The 20932-nt window shown below is 72.4% G+C and carries 16 protein-coding genes and 1 pseudogene; 3 read left to right on the forward strand and 14 right to left on the reverse strand.

Annotated elements, in window-relative coordinates:
* Positions 1-26 precede the first annotated feature (26 nt).
* The 9 genes and pseudogenes from NYZ98_RS23700 to NYZ98_RS41560 form a co-directional block, all read right to left on the reverse strand.
* Entirely contained in the window at positions 27-1544 is a 1518-nt protein-coding gene (locus tag NYZ98_RS23700; RefSeq protein ID WP_262845136.1) for a serine/threonine-protein kinase, read from the reverse strand.
* 242 nt (positions 1545-1786) lie between these two features.
* Positions 1787-2182 (reverse strand): RrF2 family transcriptional regulator, encoded by a 396-nt coding sequence (locus tag NYZ98_RS23705; protein WP_262845138.1) that lies wholly within the window; start codon positions 2180-2182, stop codon positions 1787-1789.
* The gene (locus NYZ98_RS23710) at positions 2182-3039 is read right to left on the reverse strand and encodes an ABC transporter permease (protein ID WP_262845140.1); all 858 of its coding nucleotides are present in this window, start codon (positions 3037-3039) and stop codon (positions 2182-2184) included. The genes NYZ98_RS23705 and NYZ98_RS23710 overlap by 1 nt, the downstream gene beginning before the upstream one ends.
* A 3-nt stretch (positions 3040-3042) precedes the next feature.
* On the reverse strand, positions 3043-3876 hold the full coding sequence (locus tag NYZ98_RS23715) for an ABC transporter ATP-binding protein (RefSeq protein WP_262845142.1): 834 nt from the start codon (positions 3874-3876) through the stop codon (positions 3043-3045).
* A gap of 97 nt (positions 3877-3973) precedes the next feature.
* On the reverse strand, positions 3974-5041 hold the full coding sequence (locus NYZ98_RS23720; RefSeq protein ID WP_262845144.1) for an ABC transporter substrate-binding protein: 1068 nt from the start codon (positions 5039-5041) through the stop codon (positions 3974-3976).
* A gap of 194 nt (positions 5042-5235) precedes the next feature.
* Positions 5236-7533 (reverse strand): glycoside hydrolase family 95 protein, encoded by a 2298-nt coding sequence (locus NYZ98_RS23725; protein WP_262845146.1) that lies wholly within the window; start codon positions 7531-7533, stop codon positions 5236-5238.
* A 165-nt stretch (positions 7534-7698) separates the two neighbouring features.
* Positions 7699-8874 carry a cytochrome P450 gene (locus NYZ98_RS23730; RefSeq protein WP_262845148.1) on the reverse strand — a complete coding sequence of 392 codons (1176 nt, stop codon included), beginning with the start codon at positions 8872-8874 and terminating at the stop codon, positions 7699-7701.
* A 141-nt stretch (positions 8875-9015) separates the two neighbouring features.
* Complete coding sequence (locus NYZ98_RS23735; RefSeq protein WP_262845150.1) at positions 9016-10014, reverse strand: tetratricopeptide repeat protein; 999 nt, start codon at positions 10012-10014, stop codon at positions 9016-9018.
* Between the two features lie 75 nt (positions 10015-10089).
* Positions 10090-10254: pseudogene (locus NYZ98_RS41560) on the reverse strand (helix-turn-helix domain-containing protein); the annotation flags it as partial.
* 267 nt (positions 10255-10521) lie between these two features.
* On the opposite strand from NYZ98_RS41560, the gene NYZ98_RS23740 reads away from it, so the two are divergent.
* The gene (locus tag NYZ98_RS23740) at positions 10522-10719 is read left to right on the forward strand and encodes a hypothetical protein (protein WP_380708115.1); all 198 of its coding nucleotides are present in this window, start codon (positions 10522-10524) and stop codon (positions 10717-10719) included.
* A gap of 93 nt (positions 10720-10812) precedes the next feature.
* Here the strand turns inward: NYZ98_RS23740 and gndA are convergent, their stop codons facing one another.
* The 4 genes from gndA to NYZ98_RS23760 form a co-directional block, all read right to left on the reverse strand.
* A complete protein-coding gene (gene gndA / locus NYZ98_RS23745; RefSeq protein WP_262845153.1) occupies positions 10813-12246 on the reverse strand; it encodes an NADP-dependent phosphogluconate dehydrogenase in 1434 nt (477 codons plus the stop codon).
* 220 nt (positions 12247-12466) lie between these two features.
* Complete coding sequence (locus NYZ98_RS23750; RefSeq protein ID WP_262845155.1) at positions 12467-13891, reverse strand: LCP family protein; 1425 nt, start codon at positions 13889-13891, stop codon at positions 12467-12469.
* Between the two features lie 218 nt (positions 13892-14109).
* The gene (locus NYZ98_RS23755; RefSeq protein WP_262845157.1) at positions 14110-15120 is read right to left on the reverse strand and encodes a hemolysin family protein; all 1011 of its coding nucleotides are present in this window, start codon (positions 15118-15120) and stop codon (positions 14110-14112) included.
* Positions 15121-15154: 34 nt separating this feature from the next.
* Positions 15155-16486 (reverse strand): hemolysin family protein, encoded by a 1332-nt coding sequence (locus tag NYZ98_RS23760; protein WP_262845159.1) that lies wholly within the window; start codon positions 16484-16486, stop codon positions 15155-15157.
* Positions 16487-16755: 269 nt separating this feature from the next.
* On the opposite strand from NYZ98_RS23760, the gene NYZ98_RS23765 reads away from it, so the two are divergent.
* A complete protein-coding gene (locus NYZ98_RS23765) occupies positions 16756-18996 on the forward strand; it encodes a heavy metal translocating P-type ATPase (protein ID WP_262845161.1) in 2241 nt (746 codons plus the stop codon).
* Positions 18997-19011: 15 nt separating this feature from the next.
* On the opposite strand, the gene NYZ98_RS23770 is transcribed toward NYZ98_RS23765, so the two are convergent.
* Complete coding sequence (locus NYZ98_RS23770; protein WP_262845273.1) at positions 19012-19788, reverse strand: DMT family transporter; 777 nt, start codon at positions 19786-19788, stop codon at positions 19012-19014.
* A gap of 633 nt (positions 19789-20421) precedes the next feature.
* Between NYZ98_RS23770 and NYZ98_RS23775 the strand changes: the two genes are divergently transcribed.
* Positions 20422-20874, forward strand: coding sequence for a VOC family protein (locus NYZ98_RS23775; protein WP_262845163.1), 453 nt, complete (start codon positions 20422-20424; stop codon positions 20872-20874).
* The last annotated feature ends 58 nt before the right edge of the window (positions 20875-20932 follow it).

Here is a 20932-nt window from a genome sequence, read left to right on the forward strand (position 1 = left end):
GGGTGGGACGTGGCCGGGGGTGGGGGTTATTGGGAGGGGGGGTGGTAGAGGCGGAGGATGGAGTCCAGGGTGGGTTTTAGGCGGTCCCATTCGGTTTTGGTGGTGACCCAGTCGATGACGCTGATGCGGTTGCCGGTGACGATCATTCGCTGGAGCTCGTGGTAGGGCACGCCCTTGACCGCCCAGGAGTGGTACCCGGGTCCCGTCCAGGTGCTCTCCCACTCCACCATGCCGTCGTTCTTCGACACGCCCTCCCGCGTCGCCGGCAGCTTCACGAGCCTGATCTTGCGGTACTTCCTGACCGACGAGGACAGGGAGTCCTCCGTCGCCCGCATCAGCTCGATCGGCACCCTGCCCTGGGCGTCGAAGAACTCCACGCCCATGTAGGCGGTGCCCGTCCGGTCGGACCAGGTGAAGTAGTTCTGCCGGATGCTGAGCTGCCAGCCGCGCGGCACCGCCGCCTTCCAGCCCTGGCCCGCGTCGTGCCACTTCAGCTTCAGCCGGCTCGGGACGGGGGCCGGCGTCGCGAACGGCGTGGCGCCCGGCGAGGGGACGCCGGGGACGGGCGCACCAGTGGGTGGGGCGCCGGCGCGGCCCGCGCTCGCGATGCCGTCCGGCCGCAGCACGGCCCACCCGCCGATCGTGCCCGCGACCACCACCGCGGCCGCCACCACCCCCGCCAGCAGCTTCGAGCGGCTCCCGCCCCCGGCCCGGCCGGAGGGCGCGGCGGCGTCCTCGGGGGAGAGCACGTCGTCGAGCAGGCGCCGGGCCTCGGCCGCGCCCATCCGCTTGGCCGGGTCCTTGGCGAGCAGGCCGGCGAGTACCGGCCGCAGCTCGGCGGGCGCCTTGGCCACCTCGGCGTCCTGGGTGAGGAGCGAGGCCAGCGGCCCCATACTGCTGTCGAAGGGGGGCCTGCCGGCCACCATGGCGAAGAGCGTCGCGCCGAGCGACCACACGTCGCCCTCGGGCGCCGCGGGCGCCCCGCCCGCGCGTTCCGGCGCGACGAAGCCCGGCGAGCCCACCGTTCCGCTCCGCTGGGCGGACGGGTCGCCGAGGGAGGTGGCGATGCCGAAGTCGCTGAGCACCACGCGCCCGTCATAGCCGATGAGGATGTTGGCGGGCTTGACGTCGCGGTGCACCACCCCGGCGGTGTGCGCGATGGACAGGGCGGTGAGGACCTCGCGCGCGATCGTCGCGGCGCGCGGGACCGAGAGCGTGCCCTCGCTGCCGATCACCCGGTCCAGGGACCGGGAGGGCACGAGCTCCATGATGATCCAGGGCCGCCCGTCCTCCTCGGCCACGTCGAAGACGCCGACGATGTTGCGGTGGTTGAGCCGGGCGGCGGTCCGTGCCTCGCGGGAGGTCCGATGGATCATCTGGAGCTGCTGACGGGAGTCGAGCCGGTGGGGGACCAGGACTTCCTTGACCGCCACGACCCGGTCGAGGAGCGTGTCGTGGCCCTCCCAGACCATGCCCATGCCGCCCTGGCCGAGCGCTCTCACCAGCCGGTACCGCTTCACGACCAGCTGCCCAGGAGTTCCCATCTGAAAATGCCCCTTCGCGGGCGATAGAGCAAGAAGTCAGCAGATCGGCAGTCTTCCACAAGTGCCGGCTTTGGCGCGCTCCAACCGGCGGGGCCGCCCAAGATGCCGGAGAGGTCACGGCCCGGCCGCCGGGCGCCCTCCGCAGAGGCGCCTCCCGCTCACACGTCCCGGATCGGGCGACCGCCTGTCCGCCGACCTGCCTGCCCGCCGACCAGGCCGACCCGGCGATCAGGCCGGCGGCGTCAGGACATGGGCGGCAGGGAGCCGCTGGCGATGTGGGCGAGGGTGATCTCGGTCAGCGTCGTGTTCTCGTACGTGCGCAGCGCCGACCACACGTCGGCCAGCGGGCCGGCGACCCCGGGGAACCGCTCGCTGTTCGAGGGCACGCCCTCGATCACCAGGATGATGTCCGCGAGCGTGATGTCGGTGGCCGGACGCGCGAGCCAGTAGCCTCCCTCGGGACCCCGCTGGCTCTGGATGAGCCCCGCGCGCCGGAGCTGGAGCAGGATGTTGTCCAGGAACCTGCGGGGGATGTCCTGGGAGCTCGCGATCCGCTCGGCGGGAACGGGTCCCGGGGGAGCGGCCGCGAGCTCCACGGCGGCGCGCAGGGCGTACTGCGTCCTGGCGGAGATGCGCATCAGCCGACGCGCTGGTCGAGCCCCCAGCGACGCCGGAGAGCGTTGTCGGCCGCACCGAAGCACATGTCCACCACGATGCCGATGACAAGGATCACGATCATGGTGGCCAGCAGGCCGGGCGCGTCGGACAGTTCCCGCGCGTTGTCGAGCTGCTCGCCGATCGACGTCTGGTTGGCGATGATCACGAGCAGCTCGCCCGCCATCAGCGACCGCCACGCGAACGCCCACCCCTGCTTGAGCCCGGACAGGAACGACGGCAGCGAGGCGGGCAGGATGACGTGCCGGTACAGCGCCAGCCGCCGCAGGCCGAGGATGTGCCCCGCGCGGAGCAGGATCGGCGGGGTGTAGTCCACCCCGGCGATCAGCCCGTTGGCGATGGACGGCGCCGCGCCGAGGACGACCACGAACAGGATCGCGCTCTCGCTCAGCTTGAACAGCAGGATCGCCAGCGGGAACCAGGCGATGGACGGCATGGTCTGCAGCCCGGTGATCAGGGAGCCGAACGCCGCCCGCAGGGGGCGGACGCGGGACACCGCGGCGCCGACGACCAGGCCGACGAGCACCGCGACCGCGAACCCGGTGATGGCACGGCGCATCGTGACGGCCACGGCGTTGTAGAAGTCGCCGTCGCCGAGGCGGTTCCACAGGTCTCCGAGGACCGTGATCGGCCCGGGGAGCACGTACTCGGGGCGCCACCCGCTGAGCACGACCAGTTCCCATATGACCAGGACCAGGATGATGGCCGAGAGCATCGGCCAGACCCGTGCCCAGATCCGCGAGGGCAGGCCGCGCTGTTCCCGGCTGGTCAGTTCCAGGGCGTCCAGCCCGGCGATCTGCTGGGAGATGTCAGTCGTCATGGGTCACCCGTGCTCTGCGCCGGCGCCGACGGGCCGCTTCGCCGGCTTGGCGTGGCGGAGCACCTCCTCGCGGAGCCGCGCGGTGATGGTGGAGGCGAGCTCGGCCACCTCGCCTGAGTCGGTGCGGCGCGGGCGCGGCAGCGTGATGGGGAACTCCTCGATCACGGTGCCAGGTCTGCTGCTCAGCAGGACGACCCGGTCGCCGAGGCGGACGGCCTCGCGGACGTTGTGGGTCACGAACAGGACCGACAGCTCGCGCTCCCGCCAGATGCGCTCCAGCTCGTCGTGCAGCAGGTCGCGGGTCATCGCGTCGAGGGCGCCGAAGGGCTCGTCCATGAGCAGCACGTCGGCGTCCTGCGCGAGCGCCCGGGCGAGCGCGACGCGCTGGCGCATGCCGCCCGACAGCTCGTGGGGGCGCTTGGCGCCGAAGCCGCCGAGGTGCACGATCTCCAGGAGTTCCGTCGCGCGCTCGCGGCGTTCCTTCTTGGTCGTGCTCCTGGTGGAGCTCTTGACCCGGAGCGCCAGCTCGATGTTCGCCGACACCGTGAGCCAGGGGAACAGGGCGGGCTCCTGGAACATCATCGCGATGCGCCCGCCCTTGGTGTCGATCTCCCCGGCGGTCGGGCGGTCGAGCCCGGCGACCAGGTTGAGCATCGTGCTCTTGCCGCACCCGGACGCGCCGAGCAGGCAGACGAACTCCCCCTTGTCCACAGAAAGGCTCACCCGGTCGAGGGCGAGGAGGTCCCGGCCGTACACCTTGGAAACCGCGTCCAGCCGGACCGCGGGCTCATGCCCGTCGGCCCGGCTGGGGCGCAGCTCCTGAGTCGGAGCTGTCACTTCGTCTCCTCACCCTGCGGCCGCCCGGCCTCAGACCGGGGGCGCCGCGTCGGCTGCTGTGGCGTGCGGTGATCGCTCACCGCGGTGCGCCGCCTGCTCACTTGTCGTTCACCGCCTGCTGGCCCTTCGCGGCCAGCACCTCGTTGAGGATCTTGAGGTCGTAGATGCCGTTCAGGTCCACCGGGTCCAGCAGGCCGACCTTCACGGCGTGGTCGGCGCTGGTCACCAGGGAGGACGCGATCGGGTCGTTGGTGAAGGTGATGTTCTTGAACGCGCTGTCCAGGAGCTCGGTCTTCAGCGGCTTGCCGGACAGGTCCTGCAGCTCGGCGTTGATCGCCTCCTTGGCGCCCGCCGGGTCGGAGTTGATGTAGGCGTTGGACTCGACGTGCGCCTCGATCAGCTTCTTCACCAGGTCGGGGTGCTCCTTGAGGAACTGCTGCCTGACGATGAGGTGCGTGATCACGAACTGCTTGTCCGGCCACAGGTCGGCCTCGGTGACCAGGATCTTGCCCTTGCTCTCCTGGACCATGCGGCTGGCGAAGGGCTCGGGCACCCAGGCGCCGTCGATGTCGCCGGTGGCGAAGGTCTGCAGGGTCTGCGCGTTGTCCTGGGGGACGATCGAGACGTCGCCGCCGCCCTTGGTGTCGGTCTTCAGCCCCTTCTCCTGGAGCCAGTAGCGGATCGCGACGTCCTGGGTGTTGCCGAGCTGCGGCGTCGCGATCTTCTTGCCCTTGAGGTCGGCCGGGCCGTTGATCCCGGGCTTGACGACGAGGTAGACGCCGCCGGACGCCGACCCGGCGACGATCTTGATCGCCTGGCCCTTGGACTTGGACCAGGCGTTGATCGCCGGGTTCGGCCCGATGTAGGTGGCGTCGATGGCGTCGGAGAAGATCGCCTCGGTGGCGGCGGGGCCGGCGTTGAACGTGGCGGTCTTCAGCGTCGCGCCGCTGCCGAGCGCCTTGGCGAAGAAGCCCTTCTTGACCCCCACCAGCGCCGTGGAGTGCGTGATGTTCGGGAAGAAGCCGAGGCGGACCTCGGTCTTGGCCGTGTCGCCGCCCCCGGAGGCGGTGCCCCCGTCTCCGCCCCCGCCGCAGGCCGCCGCGAGGGCGGTCACCGCGACGACGGCCAGTGCCGCCGTCATCCCCCGGAGCCTGCGAACCCTCATCACTTCTCCTTAATTTCCTACTTAATAAGTCGGTTAGGTGTATAAGACGATATCGCGAACCTTCTGTCAAGTCGTGGTGACGGGACGGGCACGCGTTGTTACCGGTTCGTGTCCCCAAGCCGCCGGCTATTCGCCATTAATGCTGTGATATATGGCGGAATGTCGGATTTGATGGCGCGCAAAGGCGGGAAGGGTCAGCCGACCGTGATCCGGTACGCGTGCCCGGCGCTCGCCTGGAACGCGGCGGTGTCGCCCTCGGCGGTGCAGGGCACCTGGGTGCGGCAGCCGCTGAGGAACGCCGGGTTGCGCAGCCGGACCTCACCGTCGTGCCCCGAGACGAGCCGCACCTCGACCAGCTCGCCCTCCTGCCAGGTCGCGCCCACCGTGTGCCCGCCGCGGGCGCGCAGCCCGTCGAAGGAGCCGTACGGCCACGCGGGCGGCAGCGCGGGGAGCACGTCGACCACGCCGGCGTGGCTCTGCAGCAGCATCTCGGCGATCCCCGCCGTCGTCCCGAGGTTGCCGTCGATCTGGAACGGCGGGTGCGTGCTCCACAGGTTCGGGAGCGTGCTGTGCCGGAGCTGCTCGCCGAGCAGCCGGTGCGCGCGGTCGCCGTCGAGCAGCCGGGCCCACAGGTTCATCTTCCAGGCCCTGCTCCACCCCGTGCCGCCGTCCCCGCGGTGGTCGAGCGTGACGCGCGCGGCGTCGCCGTAGGCCGTGCACGGGCGGATCCGGCGGCCCGGGTGCAGGGCGAACAGGTGGGAGATGTGCCGGTGTGCGTCGTCCGGGTCGTCCCAGTCCTCCCGCCACTCCTGCAGTTGCCCGAAGGACCCGATGCGCAGGCCCTCGTCCAGGTCGCCGAGGGCGCGCAGGATGCGGTAGCCCGGGTCGACGCCGAGGAACTCGGCCGCCTCGACGGTGTTGGCCAGCAGGTCCCACACGATCTGCTGGGACATCGCGGCGCCGGCCGAGAACGGCCCATGCTCGGGCGAGTGGCTCGGGGAGACCACGAGGCCGCGGTGCTCGGCGAGGTGGTCGAGCCAGAAGCCCGCCGTCTCGCTGAGCAGGGGGTACGCGTGGTCGCGCAGGTAGCCGGCGTCGCCGGTGAACAGGTAGTGCTCGTAGACGTGCTGGGCCAGCCAGGCGGCGGCCTCGGGGAACCAGAAGGACGTCGGCCAGTCGTGCACGCCGGTGAACCCGAACGGGTTGGTGTTCTGGTGGACCACCCAGCCGGACGCGCCGAACATCGTCGCGGCGGTGACCCTGCCGGGGGCGCGCAGCCCGTCCACGAAGCGCAGCAGCGGCGGCACGCACTCGCTCAGCCCGGTCACCTCGGCCGGCCAGTAGTTCATCTGGACGTTGATGTTGGTGTGCCAGTCGCCGTCCCACGGCGGGGCCGGGCTGTCGTTCCACAGTCCCTGGAGGTTGGCCGGCAGCGGGGAGCCCGAGCGGGACGAGGCGATCAGCAGGTAGCGGCCGTAGGCGAACAGCAGCGTCTCCAGGGCCCGGTCGCCGGGGCCGCCCCGGCCGTACGCCGCGAGCGCCTGGTCCGTCGGTAACGACGGCTGCCCCGGAGTCACGAAATATCCGCCTATGTTGAGCTGGACGCGGTCGAACAACTCCCGGTGGTCGGCGACATGCTCGGCACGCAGCGCCGCGTACCCCCGGGCGCTCGCGCGCTCGACCCGCGCGCTCACCGACTCGTGCGGGTCGGGCCCCCGGTAGTCCGGGTACTCGCCCGCGTAGTCGGTGCCCGCCGAGAAGACCAGGGTCACCGCGTCGGCGCCGCGCACCGCCACCGCCCCGGCCCCGTCGGTGCGCCCGCCGCCTTCGGCCAGCACCTGGACCTGGCCCTCGAAGCACAGCCCGTTGTCGTCCAGCGTCCCCCGGACGGTCAGCCGGCCGCCCTCGGCCCGCGCCGGGGCGCCGGCGGCCAGCCGTACGGTGAGGGACACCTGGCCGGGACGGTCGGCGGCGACGCGGACGACGACGACCTGCGCCGGGTCGCTGGCGAAGTACTCGCGGGTGAAGCGGGCGCCGCCCGACGTGTACTCCACGGAGGCGACGGCCGTCGCCAGGTCGAGCGCGCGGCGGTAGTCCGAGACGCCCGCGGCGCCGAGGTCGAGCAGGAGGTCGCCGAAGGGCTGGAAGGCGCCGAACCCGGGGACGTGCCCGTCCCCTTCGGTGGCGTTCCCGAGCAGCCGGGCCGCCTCCTCGGGCGCCATCCGCCCGTCCTCGGCGATCCGCCGCCTGACCTCGTCCAGGGCGCCGGGCCGGGGGACGGGCCAGTCGCCGGACGCGCGGCCGTTGCCCGCGTCCTTGGAGCCGGGACCGCCGGTCCACAGGGTGCTCTCGTTCAGGGCGACGCGCTCGGTGCCGAGCCGCCCGAAGACCATCGCGCCGAGCCTGCCGTTCCCGATCGGCAGTGCCAGCCTCTCCCAGGCATCGTGCTCATCCGCCCCGTCCGCCGGGCGGTCGTACCACAGGGTCAGCATGTCTCCCCGATCAGCATGATGATCAAACTAGATCTTAACGGGGCCAATCAGAATTCGTTACAAGACGCGTTAAGTGAGAGATGTACGACTTTGTCGGGTCGGGGGAGGCCGGGCGGACGCGGCATTCCGGGCGGCGGGAACGGGCGGCGCGAGGCGCGCGTCAGGTCACCAGGTGACGGGCAGCTCGACGAACCCGCCGGTCAGGCGGCCGGCGCGGGTCGGCAGCCGGTCCGGGGGCACGGCCAGCTCCATCGTCGGGAACCTCCGGAACAGGCTGCCGAACACCGTGCGCAACTCGACCCGCGCGAGGTTCGCGCCGATGCAGTAATGCTGCGCGTAGCCGAACGCGACGTGCGGCTCCCCGGCCGCCCGGCGGGCGTCGAACACGTCCGGCTCGGTGAAGACGGTCTCGTCGCGGTTGGCCGCCGAGGTCTGGATGAGCACCGCGTCGCCGGCCCGGATCGTCACGCCCTCGAACTCGATGTCCTCCCTGGCGTACCGGACCAGGCCGTGGTCGGACGGCGCCGCCATGCGCAGGATCTCCTCGACCACCGTCGGCGCGAGCGAGGGGTCGCGCACCAGCGCGTCACGCTGCGCGAGGTCGCTGAGCAGGAACACCGTGCCGTAGTCGATGCGGTTGACCGTGGTCTCGTGCCCCGCGAACAGCAGGCCCGCCCCGAGGTCGGCGATCTCCTTGTCGTCGGCGTCCATGTTCGCCATGTCGGAGAGCACGTCCTCGGCCGGATTCCTCCGCTTCTCCACCACCAGCGCGTGGATGTAGGCGCTGAGGTCCTCCATCGCGGCCGTGGCCGCCGCCGGGTCGGTCATGCTCGTCATGCCGTCCGCCAGCGCGCGGAACCGGTCGCGGTCCTCGTACGGCACGCCGAGCAGCTCGCAGATGACCAGCACGGGGAGCGGGAAGGAGAAGTGCTCGTGCAGGTCGACCGGGGGCGTCTTCACGGCCATGCGGTCGAGCAGGTCGTCGACCAGGTCCTGGACGTGGTCGGTCAGCGCCTTCATGCGCCGGGCGGAGAACGCGGGCGCCAGCAGCCGGCGCATCCGCTCGTGCTCGGCCTTCTCGGTCGCGTGGTCGCCCCTCGGGCCGCCGAGGATCACCGAGCTGGAGATCCTCGGCGCGTTGTCGGGGTCGGGGTGCGAGCGGCCGAGCCGGTCGTCGGCGAGGACGCGCCGCACCTCCTCGTACCCGGCGACGAGCCAGGCCTCGTCGCCCGCCTGGGTCCGCACGCGGGTGATCGGCGCCTGGCTTCGCAGCTCGCGGTAGGCCGGCGGCACGTCGAGCTGGTGGCGGCGCGGAAACGGCAACTGCGGGAGATCGGACACGGTGGGCGCCCCTCTCGTGGGTCGGAGCCCTTTCGCACCCCATCGCGAAAGGGTCATCCTCGACCGTCGCATTCCGGCGCCGTTCTCGCAATGGTGGTTGTCAAGAATTGTCACGACAGGAGTTAGGCGCGATCGGACCCGTCAGACGCTGGTCAGGGAGTGCGCCAGCTCGCGGGCGAGGTCGGTCATCCCGCTCTGCCGGACGCCGTCGATCATCATGCGCAGGTCGTTGCTGACCCGGGTGGAGCGCACGCCGGCCGACAGCACGACCGCGCGGCGGGCCTGCTCGGCGCCGGTCTCGCGGTCGCCCTCGCGGATGCGGAGCACCGCCAGGCGGGTGAGGCAGCGCAGCCCGGTGCGCGTGCGGTGCTCGCCGAGCCGATCCAGCGCCGCCGCGAGATGGTCGCGCGCCCGGGAGTCGTCGCCGAGCTGGAACAGCGCCAGGCCGAGCGCGCTGTCGTGGTGGCCGGGGGAGACGGTGATGTGGCGGGCCCAGTCGGGCGCCACGGCGGGCTCGGAGCGGGCGAGCGCCTCCTCGGCCAGGCCGATGTGCCGCAGCCCCGCGGGCCGGTCACCCGCCGCCGCGCAGTGGCGGGCGGCCACGGCGTGCGCGTTCGCCCGCTCGGCGCTGGAGATGCGCTCGTCGCCGAGCGCCAGCCGCAGGATGTCGACGCCGTCGCGCGGCCGGCCCATGTCGGCGAAGGCCACCGACAGGTCGAGCATGGTGTGCGCCCGCAGGTCGCGGTCGGCGCCGCGCGCCGCCGAGTCGAGCGCGAACGTCAGGACCCGCGCCGCCTGCTCCAGCCGGCCCTGGTCGTAGGTCGCCCACCCGAGCCGGTCGGCGAGCAGCCCCACGGCCGAGCAGAGCCGCTCGCGCGTGGCCTCGTTCATCGGCCGGTCCTGGAGCTTCACGGCCCACTCCAGGGAGCCGCGCGCCATCGCGACGGCGGCCTCGCCCCCACGGGCGAGGTCCATGCGCATGTACAGGTCGGCGGCGGCCTCGACCGACTGCACCTCCGGCATGCCGACCTTGGCCGGGGGGTCGGTGCCCAGACCGTCGAGCAGGCGTGTCAGAGGCTCACCCGTGGCGACTCCCACGGACGCCGCGGCGATGACTGAGAGTAGGCCCCTCCGCTTCATGTCATCGACGGTACCCACTCCGGGGGGCGGGGGAAGAGGGGTTTCCGTTGCGGCAAGGGGAAGCGTGACGGTGCCCAGAGCGACCTCGTAGTGGCGGACCAACGCGGGGGTCACCTCGCGGTCCCCGCGCTCGACCCGGCTGAGATGACCTGAGGAAACGCCCGATATCACCGCGAGCTGGCCGAGGCTGAGGCCCGCGCGCCGACGGGCCGCGCGCAGGTCCGCGCCGATGGTCATCATCACTCCAGGGGTTGCCGCAACGATGGTGCGGCACTGAGGCAACGGTGACACCGCGTCATCGAGCCCTCACACTGACCGTAGCGCGGATGACACCCGCGCAGCCCGATGACGCCACAAATGGCGGGCCTGTAGGGACGTTTGGTGTGCCTTATGGGTCCTTTGAGATTCGGAACCGAGGTCCGGCCCAGTGCGAGAGCCCATAACGATCCCCGTCCGCCGGTCCGCCGGTCCGCCCTCACCGCCGCGCCGGCGGCCGGAGGAGGGGCCGTGATGGGCCCCTCGCCGGCGGACGCGGCAGGGTGGACGGTCTTCCAGTCGGACACGGGCCGCTTCTGGGCGACCCGCATGCGGTTCGACGACGCGATCGAGGCCGCGGGGGTGTGGCGGACGGTGGACGCCGACGATCCCGCGACCCTGGCGAAGCTGATCGCCGAACAGGAGCAGCGCGCCCGGACGGCGTCCTAGGGCCACCGTCCGGGCACGCGGGCCCGGACGGGTCCACCCTGGGATGCCGGCCTGGCACGTGGGTCCGGTGCCGCTGACGCGGCGCCAGGGCGGTCAGACGTCGACGCGGGCCTCGGGGTAGCCGGGCAGCTCCCACTGGGTGTGGTAGACGCCCTCGCGGTCGGCCCTGAGGTAGGTGTGGGCGCCGAAGTAGTCGCGCTGCGCCTGGATCAGGGCGGCGGGCAGCCGCTCGGCGCGCAGCCCGTCGTAGTACGCGAGCGAGCTGGCGAAGCCGGGCGCCGGGATGCCGAGCCTGGCCGCCGCGACGGCCACGTCACGCCAGGAGTCCTGGGCGTCGCCCATCTCGGCCGCGAAGTTCGCGTCGGCCAGCAGGGTGGGCGTGGCCGGGTCGGTCTCGTAGGCCGCGCGGATGCGGTCGAGGAACCTGGCCCTGATGATGCAGCCGCCCCGCCAGATGGCCGCCATCGCGCCGAGGTCGATGTTCCAGCCGTACTCGGCGCTGCCCGCCTGGATCTCGTTGAAGCCCTGGGCGTACGCGACGACCTTCGAGGCGTACAGGGCCTGCTCGACGTCGTCGGCGAAGGAGGAGTCCAGGTCGCCGCCCGAGGGCCCCGGCAGGGCGCGCGCGGTCCCGCGCATGTCGACGCTGCCGGACAGGGACCGGGCGAAGACCGCCTCGGCGATGCCGGTGACCGGCACCCCGAGGTCCAGGGCCGCCTGGACGGTCCACCGGCCGGTGCCCTTCTGCTCGGCCCGGTCGAGCACGATGTCGACGAACGGCTTGCCGGAGAGGCGGTCCGAGTGGGACAGCACCTCGGCGGTGATCTCGATGAGGTACGACTCCAGCCGCCCGGTGTTCCAGGTGCGGAAGGCCTCGGCGATCTCCCCGGGGGACATGCGCACGCCCTTGCGGAGCAGGTCGTAGGCCTCCGCGATGAGCTGCATGTCGGCGTACTCGATGCCGTTGTGCACCATCTTCACGAAGTGCCCCGCGCCGTCGGGCCCGACGTAGGTGCAGCACGGGACGCCGTCGACCTTGGCCGCGATGTCCTCCAGGATCGGGCCGAGCGACTCGTAGGCCTCCTGGGACCCGCCCGGCATGATGCTCGGGCCGTCGAGCGCGCCCTGCTCGCCGCCGGAGATGCCGACGCCGACGAAGTGGAGGCCGCGCTCCCGCAGCGCCTTCTCGCGGCGGCGGGTGTCGGCGAAGTGGGCGTTGCCACCGTCGATCATGATGTCGCCGGGTTCGAGCAGGGGCGCGAACTCCTCGATCACCGCGTCGGTGGACTGGCCCGCCTTGACCATGATGACCATCTTGCGGGGCCGGGCCAGCGAGGCGACGAACTCCTCGGCCGACTCCGAGGCGGTGAAGGCGCCTTCGTGGCCGAACTCCTCCATCAGGGCCTTGGTCTTGGCGTTCGTACGGTTGTGGACGGCGACCGGGTACCCGTGCCTGGCGAAGTTGCGCGCGAGGTTGCGACCCATGACCCCGAGTCCCGTGACGCCTATGACCGCCTGCTGTGCCATGTCCGATCACTCTCCTTCTGATGTAGCAATACGCCGTGGACGGCCGACGGGTTCGACGTGCGGCGGCCTGTTCGCGGGCCGCGCGGCACCGCCGGGCACCGTTGGTCCCACGGCGTCGCTCCGGGCATCCCATCGTCGCACCAGCGGGCTCTCCCCCATGACCGAGGTCTTCCCCGGAACGGGCGGAAGGCCGGTTCGGGGGGCGGGGCGCGACGGGCGATCAGCCTTCCGAGCAGGAGTCCTGGGTCGCGTCGATGCCCTTGAGCTCCTCCTCCGACACCGGGGCGGCCTTCAGCCCCTTCCAGTCGGAGCCGATCACCAGCACCAGCCGGGGCGTGGTGGCCTTCTGGACCAGGGTGTTGCGCGAGACCAGCAGGTCGCCGGCCAGGGTGGGCACCCGGGTCTGCCCGGTCGTGGAGTACCCGATCGTCGTCCTGGCGACCGGCTTGCGCTTGGCGTCGCCGACCTTGACGACGGTGTACCCGCGCTGCTCCAGGGCGGCGGCGACCTGGGTGCCGAGCCCGCCCCTGCCGGTGCCGTTCTGCACCACGATCTCGATCTTGGACTTCGGCACCTTGCCCTGCCGGCCCGTCTTGATGTTCGAGCCCTTGATCTTGGTGTCGGTCGCCACGAGCTGGAAGAGCTTCTTGGCCTGCGGCTGGACCCACTCGACCCGGCCCGGCTGGGTCAGGGAGTAGCGCCAGGGGGTGGTGACGAAGCGGATGTCGCCCGCGGCCAGCCCCTGCGCGCTCAGCGCCAGGTCCTTCATGACCCCCACCGTCAGCCCGGGGTCGGTCGTGACGGACTTGGTGGCCGCGTCGAGGAAGTGGAAGAGCTTGGCCGGGTCGGACAGCGTGGCCCCGCTCATCGCCTTCTTGATCATGGAGGCGATGAACATCTGCTGCCGCTGGATGCGCCCGATGTCGGACCCGTCCCCCAGGCTGTAGCGGGCGCGGACGTAGCCGAGCGCCTCCTCGCCCTTGACGTTCTGCCGCCCGGCGGCCAGGTGGAGCATCGCCTTCTTGTCGTCGATCGCCTTGGGGACGCAGATCTCGACGCCGCCGAGCGCGTTCACCATGCCCTTGAAGCCGGTGAAGTCGACCTTGGCGAAGTGGTCGATGCGGATCCCGGTCAGCGACTCGATCGTGTTCCAGGTGCAGGCGATGCCGCCGAAGTTGAAGGACTCGTTGATCATGCCGACGTGCGGGCGCTGCCCCGGCAGGCCGTTCTTGGCCCGGCACGCGGGGAGCTGGACCAGCGAGTCGCGCGGGAAGCTGATCAGCAGCGCGTTGTCATGGTTGGGTGACACGTGCGCGAGGATGATCGTGTCGGTGCGCTCGCCCAGGTCGCGGTGACCGTACTTGGCGTTGCTTCCCGCCCGGGTGTCGGACCCCACGATGAGGATGTTCAGGGCCTTGCTCACCTTGGCCGGGCGCTTGCCCAGGTCCTTGGCCTCGACGTCGATGTGCTTGATGTTGCCGCTCAGCGTCGTGTACGCGCCGACCAGGGTGGCGCTGCCGGCCACGACGACGCCGAGCACGGCGGCACCGGCGCACAGCAGCCACGGAACCCACGGTCGCCCGGCCTTGCCCGCCGGCTCGGCCACGGGCGGCGCAGGACGCACATCGACAAGCCCGCCGCTCATTGTCCCCACGAATGGCCAGGGCTGGTGGCCTCCGGCCACGCGCCGATCACAGGCGCCGGATCCACCCGCCCGGCAAACCGCGAGCCAGTCTAGCGATCGCGGTGATATTTGTGGCCCCCTGTCGCGCTATTCGCAGGAAATGCACATTTTCGCCGGTGGACCAGCGCGTTCACGGCGGCCGGTGCCCGCCGTAGCGGGCACTCCGAGGGCCTCCCGGGTCAGTGCCGGGAGCGGTGGAGCAGGCCGGTGAGGACGTCCTCAAGGGTGACCACTCCGGTCACCGCGCCGCCGTCGTCGGTGATCGCCGCGAGCTGGGCACGGGTCCCGCGCATCGCCGCGAGCACCTCCGCCAGGGAGGTCTCCCGGTGGACGTGCGGCAGCGGGCGGGCCGGCAGGGGCTCGTGCGCCGCGTGGCCGTTGAGCGCGTCCAGGACGTGGAGGTACCCCGGCAGGCGGCCGGGGGCCTCGCCCTGGACGGGGAAGCGCGAGTGGCCGTAGCGGCCGGCGAACTCCTGCAGCTCGGCGGCGCCGGTGGTGGCGGGCACGCTGACGACCTCGCCGATCGGCACCATGACCGACTCCACCGGGCGCCCGTGCATGGCCAGGATGGCGATCATGCGGTCGTGCTCGTCCTTGTCCAGCAGCCGGTGCCTGCGCGACTCCTGGATGAGGGCGGGCATCTCCTCGGAGGTGTAGACCGAGCGCAGCTCCTCGGTCGGCGGGATGCGCAGCACCCGCAGGACCGCCGCCGCGACGGCGTTGATCACCACCAGCAGCGGCCGGGTGGCGCGGGCGACGAAGCGCAGCGGGGGCACCAGCCACAGGGCCGCCTGGTCGGGGCTGGACAGGGCCAGGTTCTTCGGCACCATCTCACCGATGATCACGTGGGTGGAGACGACGACGAACAACGCGAGCGCGAAGGCGACCGGGTGGACCAGCCCTTCGGGGAGCCCGACGGCGGCGAAGAGCGGCTCCACGGCGTGGGCGATCACCGGCTCGCCGACGGCGCCGAGCGCCAGCGACGCCAGGGTCACGCCGAGCTGCGCGGCGGCGAGCATCAGCGGGACCGCGTCCATCGCGGCGATCACCGCCCGGGCCCGCCGGTGCCCTTCCTTGGCCAGCGGCTCGATCTGCGTGCGGCGCGCGGAGATGAGCGCGAACTCCGCGCCGACGAAGAACCCGTTGGTGCCGAGCAGCAGCACGATGGCGAGGACGTCGAGCAGGCTCATCGGCCCCTCCCCGCAGCGGGCGCGCCTGTGGTGGTCACGGCGTCTCCTCCCGGCCGTCGGGGGCGGTGAGCGTGATCTGCTCGATGCGGTGGCGCCGCATGGCGTCGACCCTGAGGGTCCAGCCGTCGACGTCCACGCTGTCCCCCGGGTCGGGCAGGCGGCCGAGCCGGCTGATGAGCAGCCCGGCCAGGGTCTCGTACGGTCCCTCGGGCATCTGGAAGCCGGTGCGCTCCTCGGCCTCGTGGGCGCGCAGGAGCGCGGGCACGGCCATGGAGGCGCCGGCGGCCAGCAGGGCGGGCTCGGGCTCTCCCGAGCCCTCCTCGGGCAGGTCGTACTCGTCGGCGATGTCGCCGATGAGCTCCTCGGCCAGGTCCTCCACGGTCACGATCCCGGCGAAGCCCCCGTACTCGTCCACGACCACCGCCATCTCCGCCTTGGCCGCGAACAGGCGCTCCTGCAGGGTCTCCAGGTCGAGCGACTCGGGGACCAGGACGGGCGGGCGCCGGATCGTCGCCACCCGCGTGGTGGCGCGCTCGGGCTCGGGCACGGCGAACGCGTCGACCACGGAGGCCACGCCGACGATGTCGTCGAGCTCGCCGCCGGAGACCGGGAGGCGGAGGTGGCGCTCGCGCCGGGCCAGGGTCAGGAACTCGCCGACGGTGTCGCCGTCCCCGACGGTCACGCAGTCCATGCGGGGGGTCATCGCCTCGGCGGCGGTGGTGTCCCCGAACCGCAGCGCGCGGCGCAGCATGGCGGCGGTGCCGGTGGGCAGCGTGCCCGCCTCGGCCGACAGGCTCATGAGCATGTTGAGCTCGTCGGGGGACCGGGCGGAGGCCAGCTCGTCCTGGGGCTCGGCGCCCAGCGCCCGCACGATGGCGTTCGCCGTGGCGTTGCTGGCCTTGATCAGCGGGGCGAAGATCGCCGAGAACACCCGCTGCGGCGGAGTGGAGAAGCGGGCCACGATCATCGGGCGGGACAGGGCGGCGTTCTTGGGGACCAGCTCGCCCAGCACCATCTGGCTGACGGTGGCGATGAGGAGGCCGAGCGCCGCCGCCACGCTCTCGGTCGCCCCCGCGGGCAGCCCGGTCCTCTCGACGAGGGGGTGGAGCAGGCCGGCGATGGCGGGTTCCGCGATCACGCCGAGCAGCAGGGAGGTGATCGTGATGCCGAGCTGGGCCCCGGAGAGCTGGAACGAGAGCTTCTGGATCGCCGCCTGGATGCCCTGGGCCCCTCGGTCACCGGCGGACGCCAGCCGCCGCACCTCGCTCCGCTCGACGGTGACCAGGGAGAACTCGGCCGCGACGAAGAAGCCGTTCGCGACGACCAGGGCCACCGCGCCCAGCAGGAACACCAGATCGACGATCAACCGCCACCCCCTCGCGAAGCCTCCGGCCGGACGGATCAGACCATGGGCCGGTTCGGCTCCCCCGCCGGAACCGTACCGGTACGACCCCTCACCGGGGAATTCCACGCCCGATTCCCCCGGCAGGAGGGAACGGGACCCCTGGCCGCCCGTGCCGTCCCGGAGGGGGTCAGGTACTGTAGGGGGGTAGGGTGCCGTGGTGAACGGGCAGGTTGCGATTGGCGGCCGTACGCCCGGTCGCGCACCATGGGAGACGACAGGGAGGAGTGACCATGACGCCGGTCACCGTGAGGAGCCCCGCCGGGGGAGGCCGCATCGAGCTGGCCATCGGCGGGATGACCTGCGCCTCCTGCGCCTCCCGCATCGAGCGCAAGCTCAACAGGCTCGACGGCGTCACCGCCACGGTCAACTACGCCACCGAGAAGGCCAGGGTCGCCTACGGCGCGGGCGTCCGCCCCGAGGACCTCGTCGCCGAGGTCGAGAAGGCCGGGTACACGGCGGAACTGCCCGGCGCCGAACCCGAGCCCCCCGGCGACGGCGGCGACACGCTCGGGCGGCGGCTGGCCGTCTCGATCGCGCTGTCGGTCCCGGTGATCGCGATGGCCATGGTCCCGGCCCTGCAGTTCGAGAACTGGCAGTGGCTGTCGCTCACCCTGGCCGCCCCGGTCGTGGTCTACGGCGGCCTGCCGTTCCACCGGGCGGCCCTGGCCAACCTGCGCCACGGCACGGCCACCATGGACACCCTGGTCTCGCTCGGCACGCTGGCCGCGTTCGGCTGGTCGCTGTGGGCGCTGTTCTTCGGCACCGCGGGCATGCCCGGCATGCGGCACGGGTTCGAGTTCACCCTCAGCCGGGGCGACGGGGCCGGCGCCATCTACTTCGAGGCCGCCGCCGGGGTGGTCACCTTCATCCTGGCCGGGCGCCACTTCGAGGCCAGGTCCAAGCGCCGGGCCGGGAGCGCGCTGCGCGCGCTGATGGAGATGGGCGCCAAGGACGTCGCCGTCCTGCGCGACGGCCGGGAGGAACGCGTCCCCGTCGAGCGACTGGCGGCCGGTGACACCTTCGTCGTGCGGCCAGGAGAGAAGATCGCCACCGACGGGGTCGTGGAGGAGGGCTCGTCGGCGGTCGACGAGTCCCTGCTCACCGGCGAGTCGGTCCCTGTGGAGGTGCGGCCCGGCGACACCGTGACCGGGGCGACGGTCAACGCCGGCGGCCGGCTGGTGGTCCGCGCGACCCAGATCGGGGCCGGCACCCGGCTCGCCCAGATGGCCCGGCTCGTCGAGGACGCCCAGAACGGCAAGGCCGAGGTCCAGCGGCTGGCCGACCGGATCTCCGCCGTCTTCGTCCCGATCGTGATCGCCCTCTCGCTCGGCACCCTCGGGTTCTGGCTCGGCACCGGGAACGGCGCGGCGGCGGCCTTCACGGCGGCGGTGGCCGTGCTGATCATCGCCTGCCCGTGCGCGCTCGGGCTGGCCACGCCCACGGCCCTGCTGGTCGGCACCGGCCGGGGGGCGCAGCTCGGCATCCTGATCAAGGGGCCTGAGGTGCTGGAGTCGACCCGGCGCGTCGACACGATCGTGCTCGACAAGACCGGCACGGTCACCGCCGGCCGGATGACGCTGGCCGGCGTGGTGGCGGCGCCCGGCGAGGACCGGGCGGAGATCCTGCGGCTCGCCGGGGCGCTCGAGGCCGCCTCCGAGCACCCGATCGCCCAGGCCGTGGCCAGGGCGTCCGCCGGGCAGGGCGCCCCCGCGGCGCTCACGGACTTCGCGAACATCGAAGGGCTGGGCGTGCGCGGGGTCGTGGACGGCCACGCCGTCCTGGCCGGGCGGCCCCGGCTGCTGGCCGGCGCCTCCCAGCCGCTTCCCCCCGAACTGGAGAAGGCCGTGGCCGACGCGCGGGCGCGGGGGGAGACCGCCGTCGCCGTCGGATGGGACGGCAGGGCGCGCGCCGTGCTGACCGTGGCCGACGAGGTCAAAGCGACGTCGGCCGAGGCGGTGGCGCGGCTGAGGGCGCTCGGGCTGCGCCCGGTGCTGCTGACCGGGGACGACCGTGCGGTGGCAGAGACCGTGGCCGCCTCGGTCGGGGTGCCGCCCGAGGACGTGATCGCCGACGTGCTGCCCTCGGGGAAGGTCGACGTGGTCAAGCGGCTCCAGGCCGAGGGCCGGGTGGTGGCCATGGTCGGGGACGGCGTCAACGACGCCGCGGCGCTGGCCCAGGCCGATCTCGGGATGGCGATGGGCACCGGCGCCGACGTGGCCATCGAGGCGTCCGACCTGACCCTGGTGCGCGGGGACCTGCGGGTGGCCGCCGACGCGATCCGGCTGTCGCGCCGCACGCTCCGCACGATCAAGGGCAACCTGTTCTGGGCGTTCGCCTACAACGTCGCGGCCATCCCGCTGGCGGCCTCCGGGCTGCTGTCGCCGATGATCGCGGGCGCGGCGATGGCCCTGTCGTCGGCCTTCGTGGTGACCAACAGCCTCCGGCTGCGCCGCTTCGCCCCCCTACCCTGACGGTGGGCCGGTCGCTCAGGGCAGGCTGATCAGGATGATCCCGGCGACGACCACGGCGGCGGCGAAGGCGCGGCGCAGGCCGAAGCGCTCCCCGAGGAAGACCGCCCCGATGGCGGCCCCGATGACGATGCTGGTCTCCCGCAGGGCGGCGATCGGGGCCAGGGCGCCCCGGGTCTGTGCCCACAGGACCAGGCCGTACGCGGCCAGGGACACCACGCCGCCGGTCAGCCCGGACGCGGCGGTCGTGAGCGGCAGCCCGCGCAGGGCCCGCCCGCGCCGGGCCAGGGCGATCAGCGGGATGACCGGGCCCTGGAGCAGGAACAGCCAGGAGGCGTAGCCGAGCACGGAGGCGTGGTGGACGCCGACGCCGTCAAGGACGGTGTACCCGGCGATCGTCAGCCCGGTGCAGAAGGCGGCGGCGAGCGCGGGGACCTGGGCGCGGGACGGCCGGCCGCCGATGAGGACCAGGGCCAGCAGGCCGGCCGAGATGGTCAGCACCCCGGCGAGCTGCACCACCGGGAGCTCCTGGCCGAGCACGGTCACCGACACCAGGGCGACCACCCAGGGGGAGGTCCCCCGGGCCAGCGGGTAGGTCTGGCTGAACTGGCCGAGCTGGTAGCTGACGATCAGCAGGATCTGGTAGACGACGTGCAGGGACGCCGAGGCCAGGATGAACGGCCACGCCTCGCGGGGCGGGAGGCCGGTGAGTGCGACCCCGACGCCGCCGCACACGACGTCGGCGACGCCCATGAGGGCGAATCCGACCAGCCTGTCCGCGGAGCCGTGGGCCATGGCATTCCACACCGCGTGGAGCACGGCCGCGAACAGCACCGCGACGATCACCGATACGCCGCCCCGTGAGCCGGGCGCGCCCGCCACCAGAGGGTGGGAGGCGGCGGAGCTCAGGGCCGTGCCGGAGGGGACCAGGACCTGGGGGAGAGCGGCCATGCTGCCCGGATCCTAGCGCCGCCCCCGCGACCGGCGACCACGCGCCCTCCGGTCCACCTCCCCGTCCCGCGTCCCGGATCGCCCACCCCCGCCGTACCCGTCCCGGGGGAGAAGCCCGATCTCCGGGGTTGCGGCCACACGAAGGCGCGCGGACTCTGGATTTACGGCCGGGACCTCGGCCGCGTCGTTACAAGACACACAAGATCGGGAAGTACCGGCCAAATCGCCGGGAGATCGGCGAGGATTGCCCGATCAGATGGAAGGCCTTCGTGGAGAACTCCGGTGACGACCCCACGGCCGCTCAGCGTGCCGGCGGCTCCCCAAGGCGCGCAACACGGATGAACACGATCGTGCGCTTCGAGGGTCGCACGACAAGCGGGTACGAACCGTATGCGGACGGCTGCGACATGCCGCTCGGCCGTACCGACCTGGCCCAGGAGGACCGGCCCAAGCACTGAAAGGCTCAAGGAGGCACTGGTGCTCGGCAAGAAGCTCACCGAGGCGCGCTGGACGCATGTCGCCCTGCCAAGCTGCGACCTCGACAAGGCCATCGAGTTCTACACGACCATGACCCCGCTGGTGCTGGTCTCGACACACGAGGACAAGGACGGGCGCAACGCCTGGCTCTCCAACGACAAGCAGGTGGAGACGCCGTTCGTCCTGGTGCTGGTGGAGTTCGCCAAGGACAGGGGCACGCCTCAGCCGCAGCTCTCGCCCTTCGCCCACCTCGGCATGGAGGTGCCGCGCCGCGAGGACGTGGACGAGCTCGCACGGCGTGCCCGCGAGCTGGGCTGCCTGCACTGGGACCCCATGGAGCTGCCGCCGCCCGTCGGCTACGTCTGCGCCCTGAAGGACCCCGACGGCAACGTCGTCGAGATCTCCCACAACCAGAAGGTGTTCGAGGAGGTCCGTACCCTGTGGGGCGAATGACGTGGAACGTGGTGGACCGCTACAACGAGGCGCCGACCGGCTGAAAGAGCGCCACGTC

The organism is Sphaerisporangium corydalis, from assembly GCF_025506355.1.
Classification (GTDB): domain Bacteria; phylum Actinomycetota; class Actinomycetes; order Streptosporangiales; family Streptosporangiaceae; genus Sphaerisporangium; species Sphaerisporangium corydalis.

What these genes read in the sequence shown, in the direction of transcription:
- NYZ98_RS23720 (WP_262845144.1), bottom strand. Translation starts at nt 5,041, where the DNA reads ATGAGGGTTCGCAGGCTCCGGGGGATGACGGCGGCACTGGCCGTCGTC.
- NYZ98_RS23735 (WP_262845150.1), bottom strand. Translation starts at nt 10,014, where the DNA reads ATGAAGCGGAGGGGCCTACTCTCAGTCATCGCCGCGGCGTCCGTGGGA.
- NYZ98_RS23710 (WP_262845140.1), bottom strand. Translation starts at nt 3,039, where the DNA reads ATGACGACTGACATCTCCCAGCAGATCGCCGGGCTGGACGCCCTGGAA.
- NYZ98_RS23750 (WP_262845155.1), bottom strand. Translation starts at nt 13,891, where the DNA reads ATGAGCGGCGGGCTTGTCGATGTGCGTCCTGCGCCGCCCGTGGCCGAG.
- NYZ98_RS23755 (WP_262845157.1), bottom strand. Translation starts at nt 15,120, where the DNA reads ATGAGCCTGCTCGACGTCCTCGCCATCGTGCTGCTGCTCGGCACCAAC.
- NYZ98_RS23765 (WP_262845161.1), top strand. Translation starts at nt 16,756, where the DNA reads ATGACGCCGGTCACCGTGAGGAGCCCCGCCGGGGGAGGCCGCATCGAG.
- NYZ98_RS23725 (WP_262845146.1), bottom strand. Translation starts at nt 7,533, where the DNA reads ATGCTGACCCTGTGGTACGACCGCCCGGCGGACGGGGCGGATGAGCAC.
- NYZ98_RS23770 (WP_262845273.1), bottom strand. Translation starts at nt 19,788, where the DNA reads ATGGCCCACGGCTCCGCGGACAGGCTGGTCGGATTCGCCCTCATGGGC.
- NYZ98_RS23705 (WP_262845138.1), bottom strand. Translation starts at nt 2,182, where the DNA reads ATGCGCATCTCCGCCAGGACGCAGTACGCCCTGCGCGCCGCCGTGGAG.
- gndA (WP_262845153.1), bottom strand. Translation starts at nt 12,246, where the DNA reads ATGGCACAGCAGGCGGTCATAGGCGTCACGGGACTCGGGGTCATGGGT.
- NYZ98_RS23700 (WP_262845136.1), bottom strand. Translation starts at nt 1,544, where the DNA reads ATGGGAACTCCTGGGCAGCTGGTCGTGAAGCGGTACCGGCTGGTGAGA.